Origin of the sequence: Flavonifractor sp. An306 (genome assembly GCF_002159455.1) — a bacterium.
Lineage (GTDB): Bacteria > Bacillota > Clostridia > Oscillospirales > Oscillospiraceae > Flavonifractor.
Genome location: NZ_NFIQ01000071.1, coordinates 1 through 17,364 on the forward strand (window position 1 = coordinate 1; position 17,364 = coordinate 17,364).

Annotated in this window: 17 protein-coding genes and 2 pseudogenes; 3 read left to right on the plus strand and 16 right to left on the minus strand. The window is 55.6% G+C overall.

The annotated features are described in order from the left end of the window. Positions 1-160: 160 nt before the first annotated feature. The gene (locus tag B5F88_RS15165) at positions 161-397 is read left to right on the plus strand and encodes a recombinase family protein (RefSeq protein ID WP_275532943.1); all 237 of its coding nucleotides are present in this window, start codon (positions 161-163) and stop codon (positions 395-397) included. 186 nt (positions 398-583) lie between these two features. Here B5F88_RS15165 and B5F88_RS15170 read toward each other — a convergent pair whose 3' ends face one another. From B5F88_RS15170 to B5F88_RS15220, 11 genes and pseudogenes are all read right to left on the minus strand, one after another. Next, on the minus strand, positions 584-3,238 hold the full coding sequence (locus B5F88_RS15170) for an ABC transporter permease (RefSeq protein ID WP_087347822.1): 2,655 nt from the start codon (positions 3,236-3,238) through the stop codon (positions 584-586). Between the two features lie 13 nt (positions 3,239-3,251). Next, complete coding sequence (locus tag B5F88_RS15175; protein WP_087347824.1) at positions 3,252-3,920, minus strand: ABC transporter ATP-binding protein; 669 nt, start codon at positions 3,918-3,920, stop codon at positions 3,252-3,254. A 121-nt stretch (positions 3,921-4,041) separates the two neighbouring features. Further along, positions 4,042-4,773, minus strand: a complete 732-nt coding sequence (locus B5F88_RS15180) for a class I SAM-dependent methyltransferase (protein WP_087347826.1) — start codon at positions 4,771-4,773, stop codon at positions 4,042-4,044. A gap of 27 nt (positions 4,774-4,800) precedes the next feature. After that, positions 4,801-5,703 (minus strand): HAMP domain-containing sensor histidine kinase, encoded by a 903-nt coding sequence (locus B5F88_RS15185; protein ID WP_087347828.1) that lies wholly within the window; start codon positions 5,701-5,703, stop codon positions 4,801-4,803. Continuing rightward, positions 5,700-6,383 (minus strand): response regulator transcription factor, encoded by a 684-nt coding sequence (locus tag B5F88_RS15190; protein ID WP_087347830.1) that lies wholly within the window; start codon positions 6,381-6,383, stop codon positions 5,700-5,702. The genes B5F88_RS15185 and B5F88_RS15190 overlap by 4 nt, the downstream gene beginning before the upstream one ends. 127 nt (positions 6,384-6,510) lie before the next feature. Then, positions 6,511-6,830: pseudogene (locus B5F88_RS15195) on the minus strand (helix-turn-helix transcriptional regulator); the annotation flags it as partial. 72 nt (positions 6,831-6,902) lie between these two features. Next, positions 6,903-7,298 (minus strand): SRPBCC family protein, encoded by a 396-nt coding sequence (locus B5F88_RS15200; protein ID WP_087347832.1) that lies wholly within the window; start codon positions 7,296-7,298, stop codon positions 6,903-6,905. Positions 7,299-7,302: 4 nt separating this feature from the next. Then, positions 7,303-7,860, minus strand: coding sequence for a DUF3795 domain-containing protein (locus B5F88_RS15205; protein ID WP_087347834.1), 558 nt, complete (start codon positions 7,858-7,860; stop codon positions 7,303-7,305). Continuing rightward, a complete protein-coding gene (locus tag B5F88_RS15210; RefSeq protein ID WP_087347836.1) occupies positions 7,857-8,492 on the minus strand; it encodes a GyrI-like domain-containing protein in 636 nt (211 codons plus the stop codon). Before B5F88_RS15210 ends, B5F88_RS15205 begins: the two co-directional genes overlap by 4 nt. Positions 8,493-8,494: 2 nt before the next feature. Beyond that, positions 8,495-8,815, minus strand: a complete 321-nt coding sequence (locus B5F88_RS15215; protein WP_087347839.1) for a TfoX/Sxy family protein — start codon at positions 8,813-8,815, stop codon at positions 8,495-8,497. A gap of 1 nt (position 8,816) precedes the next feature. Continuing rightward, positions 8,817-9,725 carry a YafY family protein gene (locus B5F88_RS15220; RefSeq protein ID WP_087347841.1) on the minus strand — a complete coding sequence of 303 codons (909 nt, stop codon included), beginning with the start codon at positions 9,723-9,725 and terminating at the stop codon, positions 8,817-8,819. 163 nt (positions 9,726-9,888) lie between these two features. Here B5F88_RS15220 and B5F88_RS15225 point away from each other — a divergent pair, with 163 nt between their 5' ends. Beyond that, positions 9,889-10,638, plus strand: coding sequence for a GNAT family N-acetyltransferase (locus tag B5F88_RS15225; RefSeq protein WP_087347843.1), 750 nt, complete (start codon positions 9,889-9,891; stop codon positions 10,636-10,638). A 9-nt stretch (positions 10,639-10,647) separates the two neighbouring features. Next, positions 10,648-11,091, plus strand: coding sequence for a GNAT family N-acetyltransferase (locus B5F88_RS15230; protein WP_087347845.1), 444 nt, complete (start codon positions 10,648-10,650; stop codon positions 11,089-11,091). A gap of 221 nt (positions 11,092-11,312) precedes the next feature. Here the strand turns inward: B5F88_RS15230 and B5F88_RS15235 are convergent, their stop codons facing one another. The 5 genes and pseudogenes from B5F88_RS15235 to B5F88_RS15255 all read right to left on the minus strand — a co-directional run bounded on the left by B5F88_RS15235 (position 11,313) and on the right by B5F88_RS15255 (position 17,332). Beyond that, positions 11,313-12,458, minus strand: coding sequence for a DUF4368 domain-containing protein (locus tag B5F88_RS15235; protein ID WP_343286475.1), 1,146 nt, complete (start codon positions 12,456-12,458; stop codon positions 11,313-11,315). Positions 12,459-12,617: 159 nt separating this feature from the next. Beyond that, a pseudogene (locus B5F88_RS15240) lies at positions 12,618-12,935 on the minus strand (recombinase family protein); the annotation flags it as partial. A 128-nt stretch (positions 12,936-13,063) separates the two neighbouring features. Further along, positions 13,064-14,683 carry a ribosomal protection-like ABC-F family protein gene (gene abc-f, locus B5F88_RS15245; RefSeq protein WP_087347850.1) on the minus strand — a complete coding sequence of 540 codons (1,620 nt, stop codon included), beginning with the start codon at positions 14,681-14,683 and terminating at the stop codon, positions 13,064-13,066. A gap of 324 nt (positions 14,684-15,007) precedes the next feature. Beyond that, positions 15,008-16,696, minus strand: a complete 1,689-nt coding sequence (gene mobQ / locus B5F88_RS15250) for a MobQ family relaxase (protein ID WP_087347852.1) — start codon at positions 16,694-16,696, stop codon at positions 15,008-15,010. A gap of 429 nt (positions 16,697-17,125) precedes the next feature. Beyond that, positions 17,126-17,332 (minus strand): hypothetical protein, encoded by a 207-nt coding sequence (locus B5F88_RS15255; protein WP_002596142.1) that lies wholly within the window; start codon positions 17,330-17,332, stop codon positions 17,126-17,128. Positions 17,333-17,364: the final 32 nt, after the last annotated feature.

Below are 17,364 nucleotides of genomic sequence, written 5' to 3' on the forward strand. Positions count from 1 at the left end.
GAGGTTTGACACGTTCCCATTGTTCTGTTGTTAATTCATAGCATTTCATACCTCTAGTTTCGCATATCTGCTCCTTTTGTGCAACTTTTATTTTTCAAACAAGCCCTAAACGGTTTGACAAGAGAAAGGGAAACAATCAACCCAGAATGAGATTACCGCCCTGTACTGCTGTCCCAGCCAGGATGACGGGGTGGACGGAGTATCCAACAGCATCCAGAGCCAGCGGAATATCCTGGAGCGGTACGCATGGGGGCACCGTTTCCCCAACCCTCGCTTTTATGTGGATGACGGCTATTCCGGGGGCAGTTTCAACCGCCCCGGCTTCCAGCAGATGATACTGGACATGGGAAACGGGAAGACCCGCACCATCATCACCAATTTATCACCCTTACAATGACATTGGCTGTGTGGAACTCACCCCGCCGGAAGATCAGTCCGCCACTAAAGGTGTGTGAGGTAAAAAGAAGTCCCCGGCAGATACTGACGAAACAATATTTGCCGGGGTTTCAGACACCTGCAAAGTTACCCCTGTCAAGGGGCGCCAAAATGTCGCTTGCGGTTGACTTGTTTGGGGCTCTGCATTTTATTCCTGCCGCAGGCGCTCCACTACGGAATGGCGCTGGGCTACACGGCAGCTGAGCACCGGGATGAGGATACCCAGGGCGCCGAACAGAGGCAGCACCACGGCGATGGGCCAGATGGTAAAGTGATAGGTAAAAAACCAAATCAGTCCATTGAGGGCGGGACCTACGAAGGGGGCCGTGACCACGATCAGCGCCAGGGCCAGGAGCGCCGCGCCCATGGTATAGAACAGTCCCTCCAGAGCCAGCATGGTCCGCAGCTGCCGGGCAGTCATGCCGATGGACTGGAGCACCGCCAGCTCCCGGCGGCGGGCGGTGATGCCCGTGAGGATGGCGTTGAAGAAGTTGAGCACACCCACCAGCCCTACGATGAAGCTGAGGGCACTCCCCAGCAGGAGGAACATGCTTCGGGTGCTCTCAAATTCTCCGGCATAGGTAGCCTTGCTCTCGTAGTCAAACTGAGGGTTCTCGTTTTCCGTGTAGTCCTTGAGAAAGGCCTCCATGGCGGCGTTGGCCTCCTCCGTGGTGTCGAAGGCGTAGTACATGACGCAGTCAGTTTCCGTATCCCGGAGAAAGGTTTCCGCTCCCATGACGAACTCGTCGGCGCCGTAGTAGCGGTAGCTCAGAGCGGACGGCACCGTCACCAGGGCGGCAACGGTGTAATCCACATCCCGGTACTGGATCGCCCGCTCGGCGTAAGCGGCCCCTTCGGGCACACGCTCCAGAGGACCGAAGACTTCCCCGGTGATGGGATTGTAGTATTCAAACTCCTCTACATAGCGGATGGTCACCGTATCCCCCAGCCGGGCCCAGTGACTGCTCAGCTCCGCTTTGCCGTAGTCATCGGTGCTGTACACGGCGGCGACATAGTTCCCGTCAGGGTCATCCAGCTTGGAGAGGTCCCCCTCCAGCACCGTCAGATGGTCCAGCGCAAAGGGCTCCATGCCGTAGAGCTGTACCCGATCCGCCAGAAGGCCGTCCTCGGTGCGGTCCTTGAAGGCTACCATGCTGTCCAGCTGCTCCTGGGTGTTCCAGCGGCTCCACATGGAGCGATAGTATTCCTCGGTGACGAATTCCAGCGCCGGAGCCGTCTTGCCATACACACGGCCGCTGCCGGTCATACCGCCCTGGGCATCCACGGCAGCAATGACCTCCTCCGGCACCCCCATCTCGTCGTTGAAGCTGTCCCCGCCGGTCTGGAATTGGCCCGCGTCGGCCAGAATAAAGTCGCTGGCGGTGAAGCTGGACACATATTTGTCCATGTCAAAGCCGCCGGTAAAGGTGACCGTCAGGGTGAGCAGCACCACAGCCAGAGTCAGGGACAGCACCGTAAGGAAGGTCTTGCCCCGGCTGCGGCCCAGATTAGCCCAGGCCATGAACAGCAGGGATACGCCTTTGCCGCTTCGCTTGCCCCTCCGCTTCAGCGCCTTGCCCTCGGTGTAGCGCACCGCCTCCACCGGAGAGACCTTGCCCGCCAGACGGCCGGGGCGGCGGCAGGAGATAAGCACCGTTACCAGAGCAAAGATGGCCGAACCCACAAAGAGAAGAGGGCTTACCGAGACCACACTGGTCACGCCATCCAGCCGTGCGACAATGACAGGGGTGAGCACGCCGCCCAGCAGCCAGCCTAGCAGCAGTCCAATGGGAATGCCGATGAGGGAGAGAAGCAGAGCCTGGGTGCGGATGATCCGCCGAAGCTGCCGGGGTGTGGTGCCGATAGTTTTCAGCAGGCCGTAGAAGCGGATGTCCCCCGCCACGGAGATCTGGAACACATTGTAGATGATAAGATACCCGGTGAGCAGAATGAGGACCAGCACACCCACAATGATGGCCACCACGGTGGGATCCAGCTTGTCTGAAAGCTGCGCCCCGGTGTAGCCCCAGTTGACGCCGGTGGAAATATAGGTTTCTCCAGGCGTTTCCGACTGATAGCCGTGGTTGGCCAGGATCTCCTCCAGATCAGAGGCGATGGAGCGGGCGCCGTTTTTGAGCATCACATCCAGGTTCCAGCTGCCCGTCATGCCGTCGCTGCCCGGCGGGGTTACGCCCACTTCTGCCAGAACGGCGTCCACCCGGCTTTCAGGGATGAGGATATGGTTGGCAACAACAGCTTCGTCGTACTCCCACCAGCCGCACAGGGTAAAGGTCTGGGTGGTCTCATGTCCGTCCACCTCAAAGGTAACTGTGAATTCTGCGCCGATCTCCGGCTCCACTCCCAGCAGCTCCAGCACATGGGTGTCGGTGGCCGCCTCGTCGGTACCCTCCTGGGGAAGGCGGCCCTCCACCGGGTCGCAGTAGCCCCAATGAGCCTCGTTGGCGTCGGAGTAGCCGATCTCCACATGGGATTTGTTGAAGGGAACCTCTGTGGGCATACCTAAAAACCGGCGCAGGCCCCACTGGTCAATGAGAGGGGCGTCCTTCAACTCCTCAAACTGTTCCTCGGTAAGATACTTGAAGGAGCCGTGGCTCCAGCCCCCCGCCTGGCGGAAGTTGTTCTGTTGGATGCCCTCATTGATGGAGAGAGCAATGGTAAAGAGAGAGGTGAAAAGCACCGCCGTCAGTGCGATGGCCAGCACCGCCACCAGATTGCGGGTGCGGTTGGCCAGCAAGGCGCGGAAACTTAGACGGCGGATGCAGCCCCGGTTGGAGACTTTCATAATGATCTCCTCCTTACCGCGCCACGATCCGTCCGTCCTCGATGCGGACGATACGGTCGGCCATCTGGGCGATCTCCTCGTTATGGGTGATCATCACCATGGTCTGGGCGAACTTCTGCCCGGTCACCTTCATCAGACTGAGCACATCCTGGCTGGTTTTGCTGTCCAGGTTGCCGGTGGGCTCGTCGGCCAGCAGAATGGCGGGCTTGGTGGCCAGGGCCCGGGCGATGGCCACCCGCTGCTGCTGGCCGCCGGAGAGCTGATTGGGCAGATTCTGCAATTTCTTCTCCAGTCCCAGGGTGGCGATAACCTCCTGAACATAGGCCTCATCCACCTTGGCTCCGTCCAGCTGAATGGGCAGAACGATGTTCTCCCACACGCTGAGCACCGGCACAAGGTTGTAGGACTGGAACACAAAGCCGATCTTCCGGCGGCGGAAGATGGTCAGGGCCTCGTCCTTCAGGGCGAAGATGTCCTTACCGTCCACGGTGACGGTGCCGGAGGTGGGACGGTCCAGCCCGCCCAGCATGTGGAGCAGGGTGGACTTGCCGGAGCCGGAGGTGCCCACAATGGCCACAAACTCTCCCTGTTCGATGCTCAGATCCACACCGTCCAGAGCCTTTACCTGGGTGTCCCCGGCGCCGTAGTATTTTTTCAGATCATGGGTCTGCAAGATTGTCATGACTGCTCTCCTCCAAAGAAAAAGTCTGTACCGTCTTTTGACAATACAGACTTTAACATGGAAATCTGTCCTGGTACTTTCGAGAATGTGACAGTTTTGAAAGAAGTCCGGCCCGGCTCCATCAATGTATCGCTCTGGCCCGCACCAACAGCATCATGGGCCGGCGCAGCTCGTCCCGCATACCGGGAATGTCCAGCATTTCCACAGAAGGTTCCGCTTCTTCCACCGCTTCCAGGACAAAGCCACTGTGCAGCAGTCCCATCAGGATCTGGGTGAGGGTATGGTGCTGCTTGCGAACCTCGCAGCCCAGAAAGTGGGTGATGCGCTCCCCGGGCATGAAATACTGATCGATGGGCCAGTACAGCGGCGTACCATCTTTCCCGTAGGCCCAATCCTGTCCCACACCGGCGGTAAAGACAGGGTGCTCGATGTTGAATAAAAAGATTCCATCCTTTTTCAGTGTCCGATGAACTTTTTCAAAAATGGAGTTCAGGTCCTCAATGTAATGCAGCGCCAGGTTGGAAACCACGCAGTCCCATGCGGCCTCCGGATATTCATATTCCTCGATACCGCACACTCGATAAAGAATACCTTCCCCATAGTTGCGCCGCTTGGCCTCCTCGATCATTTTCTGACTTAGATCAATGCCCAGCACCTCCCGGGCGCCCTGCTCCACGGCGAACTTACAGTGCCACCCATAGCCGCAGCCCAGATCCAGTACGGCCTTCCCCTCCAGCGGCGGGAAAAGGGGCTTGAGTTGGTGCCACTCTCCCGCTGCGGGAAGCCCTTCCCGGCTGCGGGACATCTGTGCGTATTGCTGGAAAAAAGCTTCGTTTTCATATTCATTTCTCACAGCGTATTCCTCCTGTGTGCCGCTTCCCTATGCCTCTCGGGGGATATAGAGTGAAAATGTGCTTCCCTTTCCAGGTGTGCTCTCCAACTTTACATAGCCGCCTTGCCTCTCCGCGATCTGCCGGGTGAGGTAGAGACCGATGCCTACGCCCTCGGCCTGATAAGCACCGGGAGCACGGTAAAAACGCCCGAAAATCTTGGCCTGTTCCGCCTCGGGAATGCCGGGCCCGGTATCGCTCACCCGGATGGCGGAGAATAGCTCATAGTTTTTGACCTCCACTGTTACCGTCCCGCCGGAGGGTGTGTATTTCAGGGCATTGTCCAGGAGGTTGCACACCGCCTCCTCTGTCCACTTGAGGTCAAAGACGGCGGAGCCCTCTGCCTGCCGGATGGTCAGAATGATGCCCTTTTCCGCCGCTTTTGGGGCATACTGGGCAGCGGCCCGCTCCACCACCGGGGTAATCTCGCCGAGTTGGGGGTGGAGAGCCAGAATCCCCGTCTCCAGGCGGGAGGTCTTGACCAAAGCCTCGATGAGGGTCTGGAGCTTCTCCGCCTGGGCGGAGATGGCTGCGGCACAGTCCTTCCCCCGAGGTGTGAGGGGCTGCTCGGAGAGCAGCTGGGCATAGAGCTGAAGATTGGCCACCGGGGTTTTGGTCTGGTGGGAGATGTCGGAGATCAGGACGCTGATCTGATCCTTCTGCTCCTGCACATTCCGTTCGGACAGGGCGCTGGCCGCCAGATACCGGGCCAATCGGCTCTCCAGAGCGGAGAGGCAGCTCTCGTCAAAGCTTTTTTCTGAAAAACTGCCGTTCATGGCCGCGGTGAGCATGTCGTCCAGCCGCCTCATAGTGCGGACAGTCCGCCACCGGTCATAGGCGACCACAGCCAGGGCCAGCAACAGGGCTACGCCTGCGATCACATATCCTGTCATGACTTCACCGCCCAGGTGTAGCCGATGCCATATACCGTTTTCAGATATTCCGGCTTGGAGGGGTCAGACTCCAGCTTGCTCCGCAGCCGCTTGACCGTGACGGACAGGGCGTTTTCCTCCACAAATTCCGCGCCGTCCGTCCATACCCGGTCCACCAGCATGGCCCTGGGCACGGCATGGCCCCGATTTTCCACCAGCACCCGCAGGAGGCGTTGCTCCGTTTTGCTCAGTTCCACGGCGGTTCCGTCCCGGCGGAAGTCCATTCGGTCAAAATCAAAGGTAAAGGGGCCTATGGACAGGGCAGGGAAGAGCTGAGGTGTGCCCCGCCGGAGCTGGGCGTTCACTCTGGCCCGGAGGACCGCCAGGGAGAAGGGCTTGGTGATGTAGTCGTCCGCCCCGGCCTCCAGCCCGGTGACCTCGTCCAGCTCTAAGTCGTTGGCGGTGAGCAGGATCACCGGGGTGGCGTCCCCATTCGTACGCACCTGCCGCAGCAGGTCCAGGCCGCTGCCGTCGGGGAGATTGGCATCCAGGATCAGCAGGTCAAAGCGCTCCTCCGCCAGCGTTTCCCGGGCCTGGGTCAAGGTGGAACGGCAGGTGACGGATGTATCTGTCCCTGTCAGAGCCATAGCGATTCCACGTCCCATGGTCTCGTCATCCTCTAAAAGAAAAATGTGTTTCATATTTGGCCCTCATCGTTTGTGCTTCCATTCGGTTTATGGTGCTTCATTATACCACAAGTTCCGGATTTGGAACATGGGGAGCGGTTGCCCACAATGCGGAGCTATGCTATGATACGGGAATACCCACGCACACCGCAACGAGCCCCCAGTGGAGGGCCGAGCACCGCATGGAGTTTCCCCGGCAAACTGCAGGTTGATGATCTCCAGCTTTTCCGAGAGGGCTTTGACGGTATCTGCCGCCGTATCTTCTCTACCGCCTCTCCCAGCAGGGTGCTCACGGGAGTCTCCAGAGCCTCCCGACAGGGCGATGAGTGGATCGGAATCGGGGACAGACAATCCCTGCTCCCATTTTGAGATGGTCTGCCGTACCACATTCATCTTGTCGGCAAGGTCTTGCTGGGAAAGCCCCTTGGATTTCCGAAGTGCTTTGATGTTTTCGTTAAGTATGTTGGCTTACTTCTTTCGACCCCATTGTAGGGAAAGCGGCCCGTTGCCGCAAGCAACATAGATTAACACGCCTTATTTTAGCAATTCCTTCCGCAAATCGTCCAGATACAGTCTCTGTTGCCGCTTCAGATAGCCGGGGACAAAGGGGCGCATCCACCAGTGCCTGGCGTTGACGGTTTCGGTGCAATGGATCCGTGTGCCCCTCTCCACTGTCTCAAAGACCCCCTCCCAGAGGCCGGACATGTTACCGTTTTCCATGATGAAAACCCAGCGGCGAAGGGGCTCACAGGCCGTGACGGTGAAGTTCGTGGCATAGCCGCTTTTGGTGTACTCCACAAAGTGGGTCTCGTCCAGCATCTCCACCCGTTTAAGATCGCTGCGCCAGGCGGTATTCGTGAGGTCGGTCACGGCCTGCCACACCCGTTCCACTGGGCAGGGGAAGTGGACAGTCACCTTGACAGTCGGCATAAACTCACCCCCTCTTCAGTTTCTTGTTCAGTTTCAGGTTGATGCCCCGGCGGTTCGCCGCTTCCTGGAGCAGATCCACAGCGGCGAGGGCCTGCTCCTTGATTTGTTGGCCTTCCAATTCCGGCCGACTGGACAGTGCGGACATCACGGAGCGCAGATCCTCAAGAGGCAGGAGATAAGCTACTATATTGAAAAGCGTTTTGCGGCGGCCATCGTTGTAATGGGCCAGAAGTTCGTCCAGGATGGCCCGTTTTTCCTCCAACTGGGTCAGGTAGGCTTCCAGCCCAATCTCCCGGGCCAGGGCGATGTCCTGCTGCCGGTTCCGGTGGGGGACAAAGGAATCCCCATCATTAAAACCTTCATAACGGGAACAGGGATACTCCGGGCACTCCCAGCAAAATTGAACCCCGCCGTGCTGAAGGGAGCATTTGACGATGGCGCAGCTCTGGTTGCCCGCCCCGCCGCCACAGCCGGGACAGTAGCCGCCCAGGCACATGGAGCACAGGGCGCAGTTGAGTCCGCAGAGGGAGAAGCGGGTCTCTTCCCTGGTAAAACCTTTCATGGTATCCTCCTTACCGGCTGCCGGATGACGGTTTTCAGTTTTTCCGGCTTGCACCGCCGCACATCGCTCAAATAGATCTCGTGGTGGAAACGCCCTTCTCTGAAATCCGCCTCATAGCCCTGATCCTTGGCGTACTCCTCCATGGCTGCCACGGTGGCGGGCTCATTGTCATAGGTGCCAATGTGCATGCATTGGACGCACAGACCCTCCTCCCAGGAGAAGAACTTCACCTTGGAAAAGTCCCGCTGTTTCTTCTCCGTGACCTCCCGGATAGCCCAGCGGAAGGCCTCTTCTGTCACAAACTCAGGCAGGCGGATGAGGGAGACCCACCGGAAATCCGCCTTGCGGGAATAGTCCACACCGTGAACCTCCTCCTGCCACCACAAACCCTCCAGAGGCGGCACCACATAGTCGAAGTAGCCCTCCAGACGATGCTGTCCCATCTTGCTCATTTTGATGGTGTAGGCCACAGCGTAAAGCAGTTCCAGGGCCTGCTTGTAAGCGCCGCCCTCCTCGTTGGGATCGCCCTGCCCCTGCACCGCCAGAAAGTTCATGGCGGGTACGGTGACGATACCGGGTTTTTTAGGGGGCATGTAGAACTCCTTATACTCCTTCTTATAGTCGAAGGCCACGGCTATTTCCTCCTTTTCTTTGGCTGGGCCCGAAGGGCCAGACAGGTGAGGCGGGTAAGGGCGGTCATGGCGTCCCGGTCGTCCACATCCTCCACCCAGATGTAGTCCTTCGCCCCCTCATAGGGCGGGGCCTTGGGTAGATTTGGAAATGCCGCTTCACCCGCCGGGGTGACCTTTATAAAAAGCCGGTCGTCGCAGATGACGGCGAAAAATATGCCGTCGCAGTAGACACCATATTCACCGAACATCTTCCGACTGCGGATGGCACCCGCCTCCCGCAGCTGCTCGGCCACATAGTCCACAAAGTCCTGATGAGAGGCCATACTAATCCCTCCTGTAGCGGTCGGCCAGTACTTTTGTCAACGCACCAAGCCGCTCCCGCAGCTCCTCTGGTTTCAGCAGCTCCGCCTTGTCTCCGAAGGTGAGCACCCAGCTGAGCACGCTGTCGGCATCGGGAAAGCCACCTGTGAAGCGCAGCCGCCCGTCCGACTCCGCGGTAAAGCAGTCCGCCCCGTATTCCTCCACCAGCCGCCAGCGGCAGGACGGATGAAAGAGAATAGTCACCTGATACTTGATTGGAAAGATCTGTTCTGGCTCCAGGTCGGGTAGGGGTGCGGACCGAGGATCAAAGGGTTCCCCAGTGGTGAGCTCCGTCATGCGGTTCAATTTGAACATGCGGAAATCCTCACGCATCCGGCACCAGCCCCACACATACCAGGTGGACCAGTGGAACACCAGGTAACAGGGCTCCACGGTGCGAACCGATTCCCCTTTGGGAGAGAAGTAGGTGAAACGAATGGCGCGGTGTTGCTCGATGGTATCTTGGATAAGCTCAATTTTTGGCGGCAGGCTTGTCTTGTACCAGGAGGAGAGGTCGATAAGCATGTGGGTGCCGCCGGGCATCAGGCTGTCTGTCCCGGCGGACAGTTTCTCCATCAGTTGGGCGTAGCGCCGGGTGCCGCTGACACTGTCCAAACTCCGCAGCCCCGCCAGAATAGCCTGCATCTCCGGAGCGGTGAGCACCGTCCGGTCCACTCGGTAGCCCTCCATGATGGAGATGCCGCCCCCAGCCCCCTGAGCCGTGGCGATAGGGATGCCCGCCCGACACAGCGATTCGATGTCCCGCTGGATGGTCCGCCTGGACACTTCGAACTGCTCTGCCAGCTCCGGGGCGGTGACCTTCTCCCGCTGAAGCAAAATGGACAGGATGCCAATGAGCCGCTCCATCTTCATGGGGTACACCGCCTTTCGCATTTCTGTCTGCATTATAGCATAGGGACACGACAACTGTCTGTCATGTTTATCTTAGAGAAAAACTTTTGCCGGTGGGATCTGGGATTGTCTTGCCGTGGAGGGCATGGTATCATGGAGGCAGATTTTCCGGGAGGTAGCGGACATGGAGGATCAGTTTCTCAATCTAACAGAAGAAAATCTGGATCGGGAGCACCTGTGCTGCATCATCCGCAGCAAGAAGCCTCACCCTGGCGTGGAGGTCAAGCGGGTCTGGCTCCGGGAGCGGCTCCGGGAGGGACATGTGTTCCGCAGGCTGAACGCCAAGGGCGTGGTGTTCATCGAGTATGCTCCGCTGGAGACTGCCTGGGTGCCGGTGGAAGGGGATAACTACCTCTATATTTACTGCTTGTGGGTCAGCGGTGAGTTCAAGGGCAAGGGCTACGGCAGGCAACTAATGGAGTACTGCCTGTCCGATGCCAGGGCCAAGGGGAAGTCTGGGGTGTGTATGCTGGGGGCGGAAAAGCAAAAGGCCTGGCTCTCAGACCAGGCCTTCGCAGAGAAGTATGGATTTGAAACGGTGGATACCACCCCGGACGGCTACCGGCTGCTGGCCCTCTCCTTTGACGGGACGAAGCCCCGCTTCGGGGAGAACGCCAAACGGCAGGCGATTGAGGATCAGGAGTTGACCATCTATTACAGTTCCCAGTGTCCCTACATCCATCAGAGCGTGGAGTTGGTACGCAAAACCTGCGAAGAACTGGAGACACCCTGCACCCTCGTTTCGGTGGACACCTTGGAGAAGGCTAAGGCCTTGCCCTGTGTGTTCAATAACTGGGCGGTATTCTATCAGGGAAAGTTCGTGACGGTAAATCTGCTGGACGCCGCCGCGCTGAAGCGGCTTCTGAAAAAATAAGGTGTGCCTATGGAAATCAGAAAAGTAGAGACCGATAAAAAGAGATACCTGGATTTACTGCTGCTGGCCGACGAACAGGAGGACATGGTGGACCGCTATCTGGAGCGTGGGACCATGTATGTGCTAGTGGATGACGGCGTCAAGGCGGTATGCGTGGTAACCTACGAAGGAAACGGTATCCTGGAGCTGAAGAACATCGCTGTGGAGCCTGCCGCTCAGGGCAAGGGCTATGGAAAAGCCATAGTGGACTTTCTCGTCCGAACCTACACAGGACAGTATGCGGTGCTGCAGGTGGGCACCGGAGACAGCCCTTCCACCATCCCGTTTTATGAATCCTGCGGCTTTCGCAGGCATCATCTGGTCAAGAACTTTTTCACCGACCACTACGACCACCCCATCTACGAGTGTGGGATGCGGCTGGTGGATATGGTGTACCTGCAAAGGAAACTGTAAACATGGAAAGTGGGCGCTGCGGACGAATTGAGCGGTTGTCACTGATATGACGGATGGGGTGATGTCAGCGATCCGCTCCATCAATGGCAGCCCGCCAATCCCAACACCGTATACAGTCACTTGAAAATGCTGCTGAAAAAGGCTGGACTGCCCAGCATCCGCTTTCACGAAGGAAATCACTCATAAATGTATATTGCAATCTGTGTGGGATGGTCTGGTACTTAGGTATTTGTTTTGATGTACTCCGGGGACAAGTCAATTTCTCCGATAAAATTATAATGCACATCAATCTGTTGCACCCTGCGCCCGTTTGACCTGTCAGGAGCATGGACAACAATTTTCTCCACAAATTCGTGAAGGAGGAGTGGTGTCAACTCTGTGGGTTCGGTGTACTTCCGCACGATTTTCAAAAAGCTCTGGATATTAACTTCTTCCGTTTCCATTGTGCTGACAAGTTCCCGCAGGCTTTCTACTGAACTTTTCAAATCGGCTTGTTCCTGTTCATAGCCCCTGGATAATTTGGTAAACCGCTCCTCGGTAAGTTTGCCTGTTACATGATCTTCGTAAAGCCGCTGGATGATGGAGTCCAATTCTGCGATCCGTCGTAACTGCTTTTCCAACTGCCGCTTTGCCTGCTCCTGTTCAGCCATTTGTGCGGACAATTTGTTTTGCATTACTCGTCGCACAAACTCGTCCTCGTCATCCTTGACATAGGCCATCACTCGCTGTAAGTTCTGCAAAACAAGCTGCTCCAATACAACCACCCTAATATAATGAGCGGTGCATTTGATCCGGTTTTGGGTAGCGGGACAGGTGTAACATTCCTGCTCGTATGTCCACCCGGCGGATCGGCGGTGGTACATTTTTGAACCGCAGTCGGCACAATAGACCAGGCCAGAGAATAGGGCCATTTCGCCCGTCCTGGTTGGGCGGTGGCGCTGGGACAATTCCTTTTGCGCCATATCCCAGGTGTCCCGGTCAATAACGGCCGGGTGCGTGTTCTCAAATGTCACCTGCTTTTCTGGCGGATTTTTTATCATCCGCTTGCTCTTATATGACGGCTTGAATGTCTTGAAATTTGTTGTTTGCCCCAGGTAGGTATCTTGCTTCAGCATACAGGCAATCGTTGCCGACGGCCAATAAAATGGGGTGTCCGGGTGGTATCGTTTGGTGTGGCCAGTCCGTTGAAATTCCAGTGTGGCCGGGGAGGGAATTTTCTTTTCCGCAAGGATGCGGGAGATTTTCCGCGGCCCGTTGCCCTCAATACATAGTTGAAAAATCAACTCCACATTAGGTCTGGCTTCCTCGTCGATAATCAGGTTCCCGTCTGCCCCCCTTATGTAGCCATAGGGTGCTCTTATTAAAATCTTTTACCGCTTTGTCGGTATGATATAAAAAGCCCGGCTGTATCCACAACCGGGTTACTTCCAACATTTGATGGAAACACTTTGCGACCGAGTTACCTCACTTTGTCGAAAATCTTAGATTCAGCAGAACACCCTTCCTGAATAACCTATGTTCTTCATAATATTGCGGAAAGGGGTAAAATCATTGTCCATCTGATTGTCGCTGTCCACGCCATCGTTGACGGCCACAAACCGGACGCCCAACTCCGGGAAACGGATTTCCGTGTAAAGGCCCACTTCCAAATAATTGCGGCCAAATCGGGACATATCCTTTACCACTACCATGCTCACCATACCGGCCTCAATATCGGCCAACATTTCCAGAAAACCGGGGCGGTTGAAATTCGTACCCGAGTAGCCGTCATCCTTATAAATCTTATAATGCGTGATACCGTGCTCTTTGGCATAGCGGGTCAGGATTTCAATTTGGAAAGAGATTTGTCAAGGGGTGAATATGCTGAGAACAATATTCCGCAGATATGCAGTCACAAATTGTTTTGAAGCTGCTGACATTGCAGTACTTGTATGCAGTAACCCACAATATGTCTATATTCCCCCCTGGCTTTTTATAGTGCGTTCTTTTGAGCAATAAGCCGTTCAAATTCCTTTTCCAGTTCCTCTTTATTATGGCAGTTAGGAGTGGATAGGCGTGAAATCACATCTGCCAACCGCAGTTCCAGAAGAAGTTTATCCATTTTCTTTTCTGATTTGGACTCCATCTGCTTTTCCTCCCACTCGGTAAGGTTTCCATCGAAAGAAATAAGTTTTCTGCCCTCAATTCGCAGAATCCTGGTGGCACAACCATCCGAAAAAGTCCGATCATGGGACACAAACAGAACGGTCCCCTCATAGTCTTCTACCATTTGTTGCAAAGCCTCGATGGCGGGCATATCCAGAAAGTTCGTGGGTTCATCCAATAAAAGCAGATTGGCCGGGGAGCCAAACAGTTTAGCAAAGGCCAGCTTGACCCGTTCGCCTCCGCTTAAGACACTCACTTTTTTGAATACATCCTCCCGTCGGATTAAAAGCCTTGCCAGTATCCCACGCATGGTTTTCTCGCTCTGAACCGATGTCTCCATAACATTTTCCAAAACCGTTTTACTTAAATCCAGGGTATCCAGACTTTGCTTGAAATACCCTATCTTTGCTTTGGGAACCAAGCGGATCCCTGTTGCGCCAGACCAAATCAGCTCCATGAGAGTAGTTTTTCCTGCTCCGTTTGGTCCAATCAAGGCAGTTTTACTCCCTTTTGGTAGAGAAAACGAGGTATTTTCAAAAATCAGTTTCTTCCCATAGCTGAACGTAATATGGTCGCCCATGACGATTTCCCGGTTGGCAGGCGGATCTGTGAGAGAAAAATCTATCCGCACCTGTGTCATTTCCCGTGGTTTCTCTTTCACCTCCAGTTGTTCCAGGCGAGATAAAATCGCTTTCCGTGTGTTGTCCAGTTTCTCCATTTTTTCTCCTGCTGCTCGTTTATGAAGGCGGGCTTCAGAATTTCCCATACGGCTGGGTGCTTTTCGGACGCTTTTGCTGGCCTGGCTCCGCTGGCGGGCCGCTTTTTCCAGTCGAGATTTTTCGGAACGGTACTGCTGGTACTCAAATTCCTGTCGTTTGAATGCTTGTTCTCGCTGTTCGTGGTAAGCGGCGAAATTACCCGTGTAAAAATAAAGACATCCATCCCTTACCTCAATGATGCGGGTACACAATCGGTTCAGAACTGCCCGATCATGACTGATGAGTAATAGGGTAGAACACTGTTCCAGCATCTGGCAGCAAAGCTCCACCCCGTCAGCGTCCAGATTAGCAGTAGGTTCATCAGCAAAGGTTAAGAGAGAATCTTTATTCATAGCTGCCAGACCCAAACGGGTCATCTCACCGCCACTTAAGTGTTCACGAGAAAGTTTCCCCGTAAGCCCCAGTTTACGGCATTTTTGCAGATCCACTTGTTCCGCTCGATCCCGAAACTGCTTAAAATAGCTCACCGGCACCTCCCGGATTACACTTCCTTCGTCCGGGATCAATTCCCCAGAGAGGATATTCAGAAGAGTGGTTTTACCAACACCGTTACCCCCTACGATACCAATATGATCCCCTTCATATACATTTAGCTTTTCAAATTCCAGGATTTTTCGTTCCCCAAAATATTGGACAATGTGGTTTGCAGATAACAAAATTTTGGACATAAAAATACCTCCTTTGCCTTGCAGAAGGCGCCGGAGGGCGGTTTGGACGCAAAAAAGCCTGGAAATACACAATGCCGCATATTTCCAGACCATTCCCATAACGGAAAGGCCCAGCAATATCCGCCCGGTTCCAGCACAAACAAAGGGTCTGAGACCCCTTCTGCATTTCAGAATCCTGTTTGTGTGAAATCCTTAGCGAATGCGCATGCTGACTGTACCTTTCCCTTTCTTCATATTTTGTTTAAGAGTAGCATAGTTGCATATTTTTGTCAATCGTTTTTATATAGTCCAAGCTAATGAATCATCCTGCTACGTTCTTTCAGACTATCGTTCCTGCTCGTTGTATTTTTTCTTATGAGAGACGTTCTGCGCCTGGCGCACCATTCTCCGTACTGCCTGCCGCTCCATATCCTCATGCAGCATCCGGGAAACTGTTTTTTTGCTGTCAAACATCAAAAGCGGGCTGTACTTTTCGCCGTAGACCTGCTGTGCCCGGCTCTCCGCTTCCTGCTCCTTGCCGGGGCGGATGGCCTGCCTTGCTTCATACAGTTGCACCGGATCGAAGCCCTGTGCCTGCTCCCGAAGCCCGGCATACTCGTTCAGGGCAGCGTCCAGTTCGGCAGAATATTTCTGTTCCCGTTCTTCCAGCCGTTTCAGGCTCTGCTCCATGGCGGCAATGTCTTTAGGGAATTGTTCGGCAGCATCTTCCTCGGTATATGCCAACGACGCCAGAAGCAGATTCTTTTCCGAACGCAGTTCTTCCAAATCCTCCGTCAGAGCCGCTATCTTAGCCGCCAGTTCCCGGTGCCGGAACACATGGACAGCAGAGAGCGCCTTTTTCTCGGAAAGCAGGCTGCGGCGTTCTTTCGTCTTATCTCGAATGTCCTTTGCAACCTGATTGTACTGTGCGAGGGCTGGGCGCAGCGTATTCAGCGAAGTGTTCAGGCGTTCCTTACCCTTGCGGAGATACCCCAGCTGATAGCAGAACAGCAGTAGATTTTTACGCAGATTCTCCATGGCATCGGCAAGTGCCGGGATGGTATTTTTGACTGCCTGCGCCAGCTTTTTGACCTGTCCTCTCAGCTCCCGGAGCAGGGCATTGTCCGCCTTGATCTGCCGGTTCAGTTCGCACCGGTCAGAGATGATACCCTTTTTCTCCATAGCTCTGGCAACCACACCCTCATGGACCGTAGGCCGCTCCAGCAGGCCACGCTCAGCATGGCTGCGGTGGTCGATGCGTTCTTCGTGCCCAGTGCGCTCCAAATGAAGATTGGTCACATCCGCCCATGCCTGACGCCAGAGGACAAGCTGCTCGTCGCTGTTCCATCGTTCCGTGATGGGATTCTGCCTGCCATATTTGGTGCTTTTGGGATACTTAGATATCCTTTCATAACCCTGTGCCTGCGCTGCGGACGGGGTCATATACACCTTCTTTTTGCCTACTTTATACTGGTACTGCTTCTCCCATCCGTCGGCCTGTGCCTGCTTGAACTCGGCGGCGGTAAAGCCCCGTTCCTCGCCGTCTTTGACACAGAGATATTCTTTCTCGGTCTTGTACTGCCATTTTCCCTTTTCATCCAGCGGGCGCACTGTCAGCAGGATGTGGGCATGGGGATTGTGTCCGGGAGGATATGGGTCATGGATGGCAGCATCGGCGCACATTCCGTCTGCTACAAACTGCTCCTTGATGAAATCTTGCAGGAGCTGAATTTGTTCCTCCCGGCTCAGTTCTATGGGCAGCGCCGCCACAAATTCACGGGCGAGGCGGCTGTCCTTTGCGGTTTCGGTTTCCTCCACGGCGTTCCACAGGGTTTCCCGATCCTGCCATTCTGCGGGGGCGGTGGCTGGCAGAAAAACCTGCCGCCACCCAAGCCCCTGTTTACGGGTATAGTCATGCTGCACCCCGTCATACTCGTTGAGCATCCGGGAACAGCTCAGATAGGCCGCAGCCGCCACGGCGGAGCGCCCAGCTCCACGGCTGACCATCTTGGCCTCCAAATGATAAATCGCCATAAATCACCTTGTCCTTTCTGAAAGGGGTGCCCCGAAACAGGGCACCCTTGTTTTCGCTCAGTACGTCGTGAAATGCGACGTACCACCAGCAGGGGTGGAACGATTCGTTCCACCCCTGTATCTGTGTCAAGCTGCCGGTGGCAGGTTGACGCAGGCAGACGGCGGGATGGGGTGGCAATTACCACCCCATGAACAGGGGCTTCCAAAACGGAAACCCCTGCGCCGACTGCATGGGCAAGGCTGGCAGTTTGGCAGAAATGCAGCCTTGTCCAACGGCTCCCGCAGGAGCCGCAATCCCCCTCGGAGAGCGCACGTGCCCGACCAATGGGAGGGCTACCACCGCCTGCTTTAGCAGGTGGTGAGTAAGTGCGCCCCTTCGGGATAAAAAAGAGGAAGGCCCCCGGTTTCCCAGAGACCTCCCAGCCGTTTTCAATCGTGTCCTGCCAGCTTTCGCCGCAGGTATTCTTCCAGATTATCAAGCCCTACCGCCTGTACTTCCGGCAGCACTTTTTCCAGCACAGCACCCTCCTGAATGAGCCGCCTTGTCCGTGCTTTTCGTTCCTTCACCCGGTCCCGTGCCTGGGCTTCCTCCAAGCGGTGCTTTGCCTGCAACAGTTTCTTTTCTTCACTTGTCATGGGATTACCTCCGTTTCTGCCAGATCAGGTCA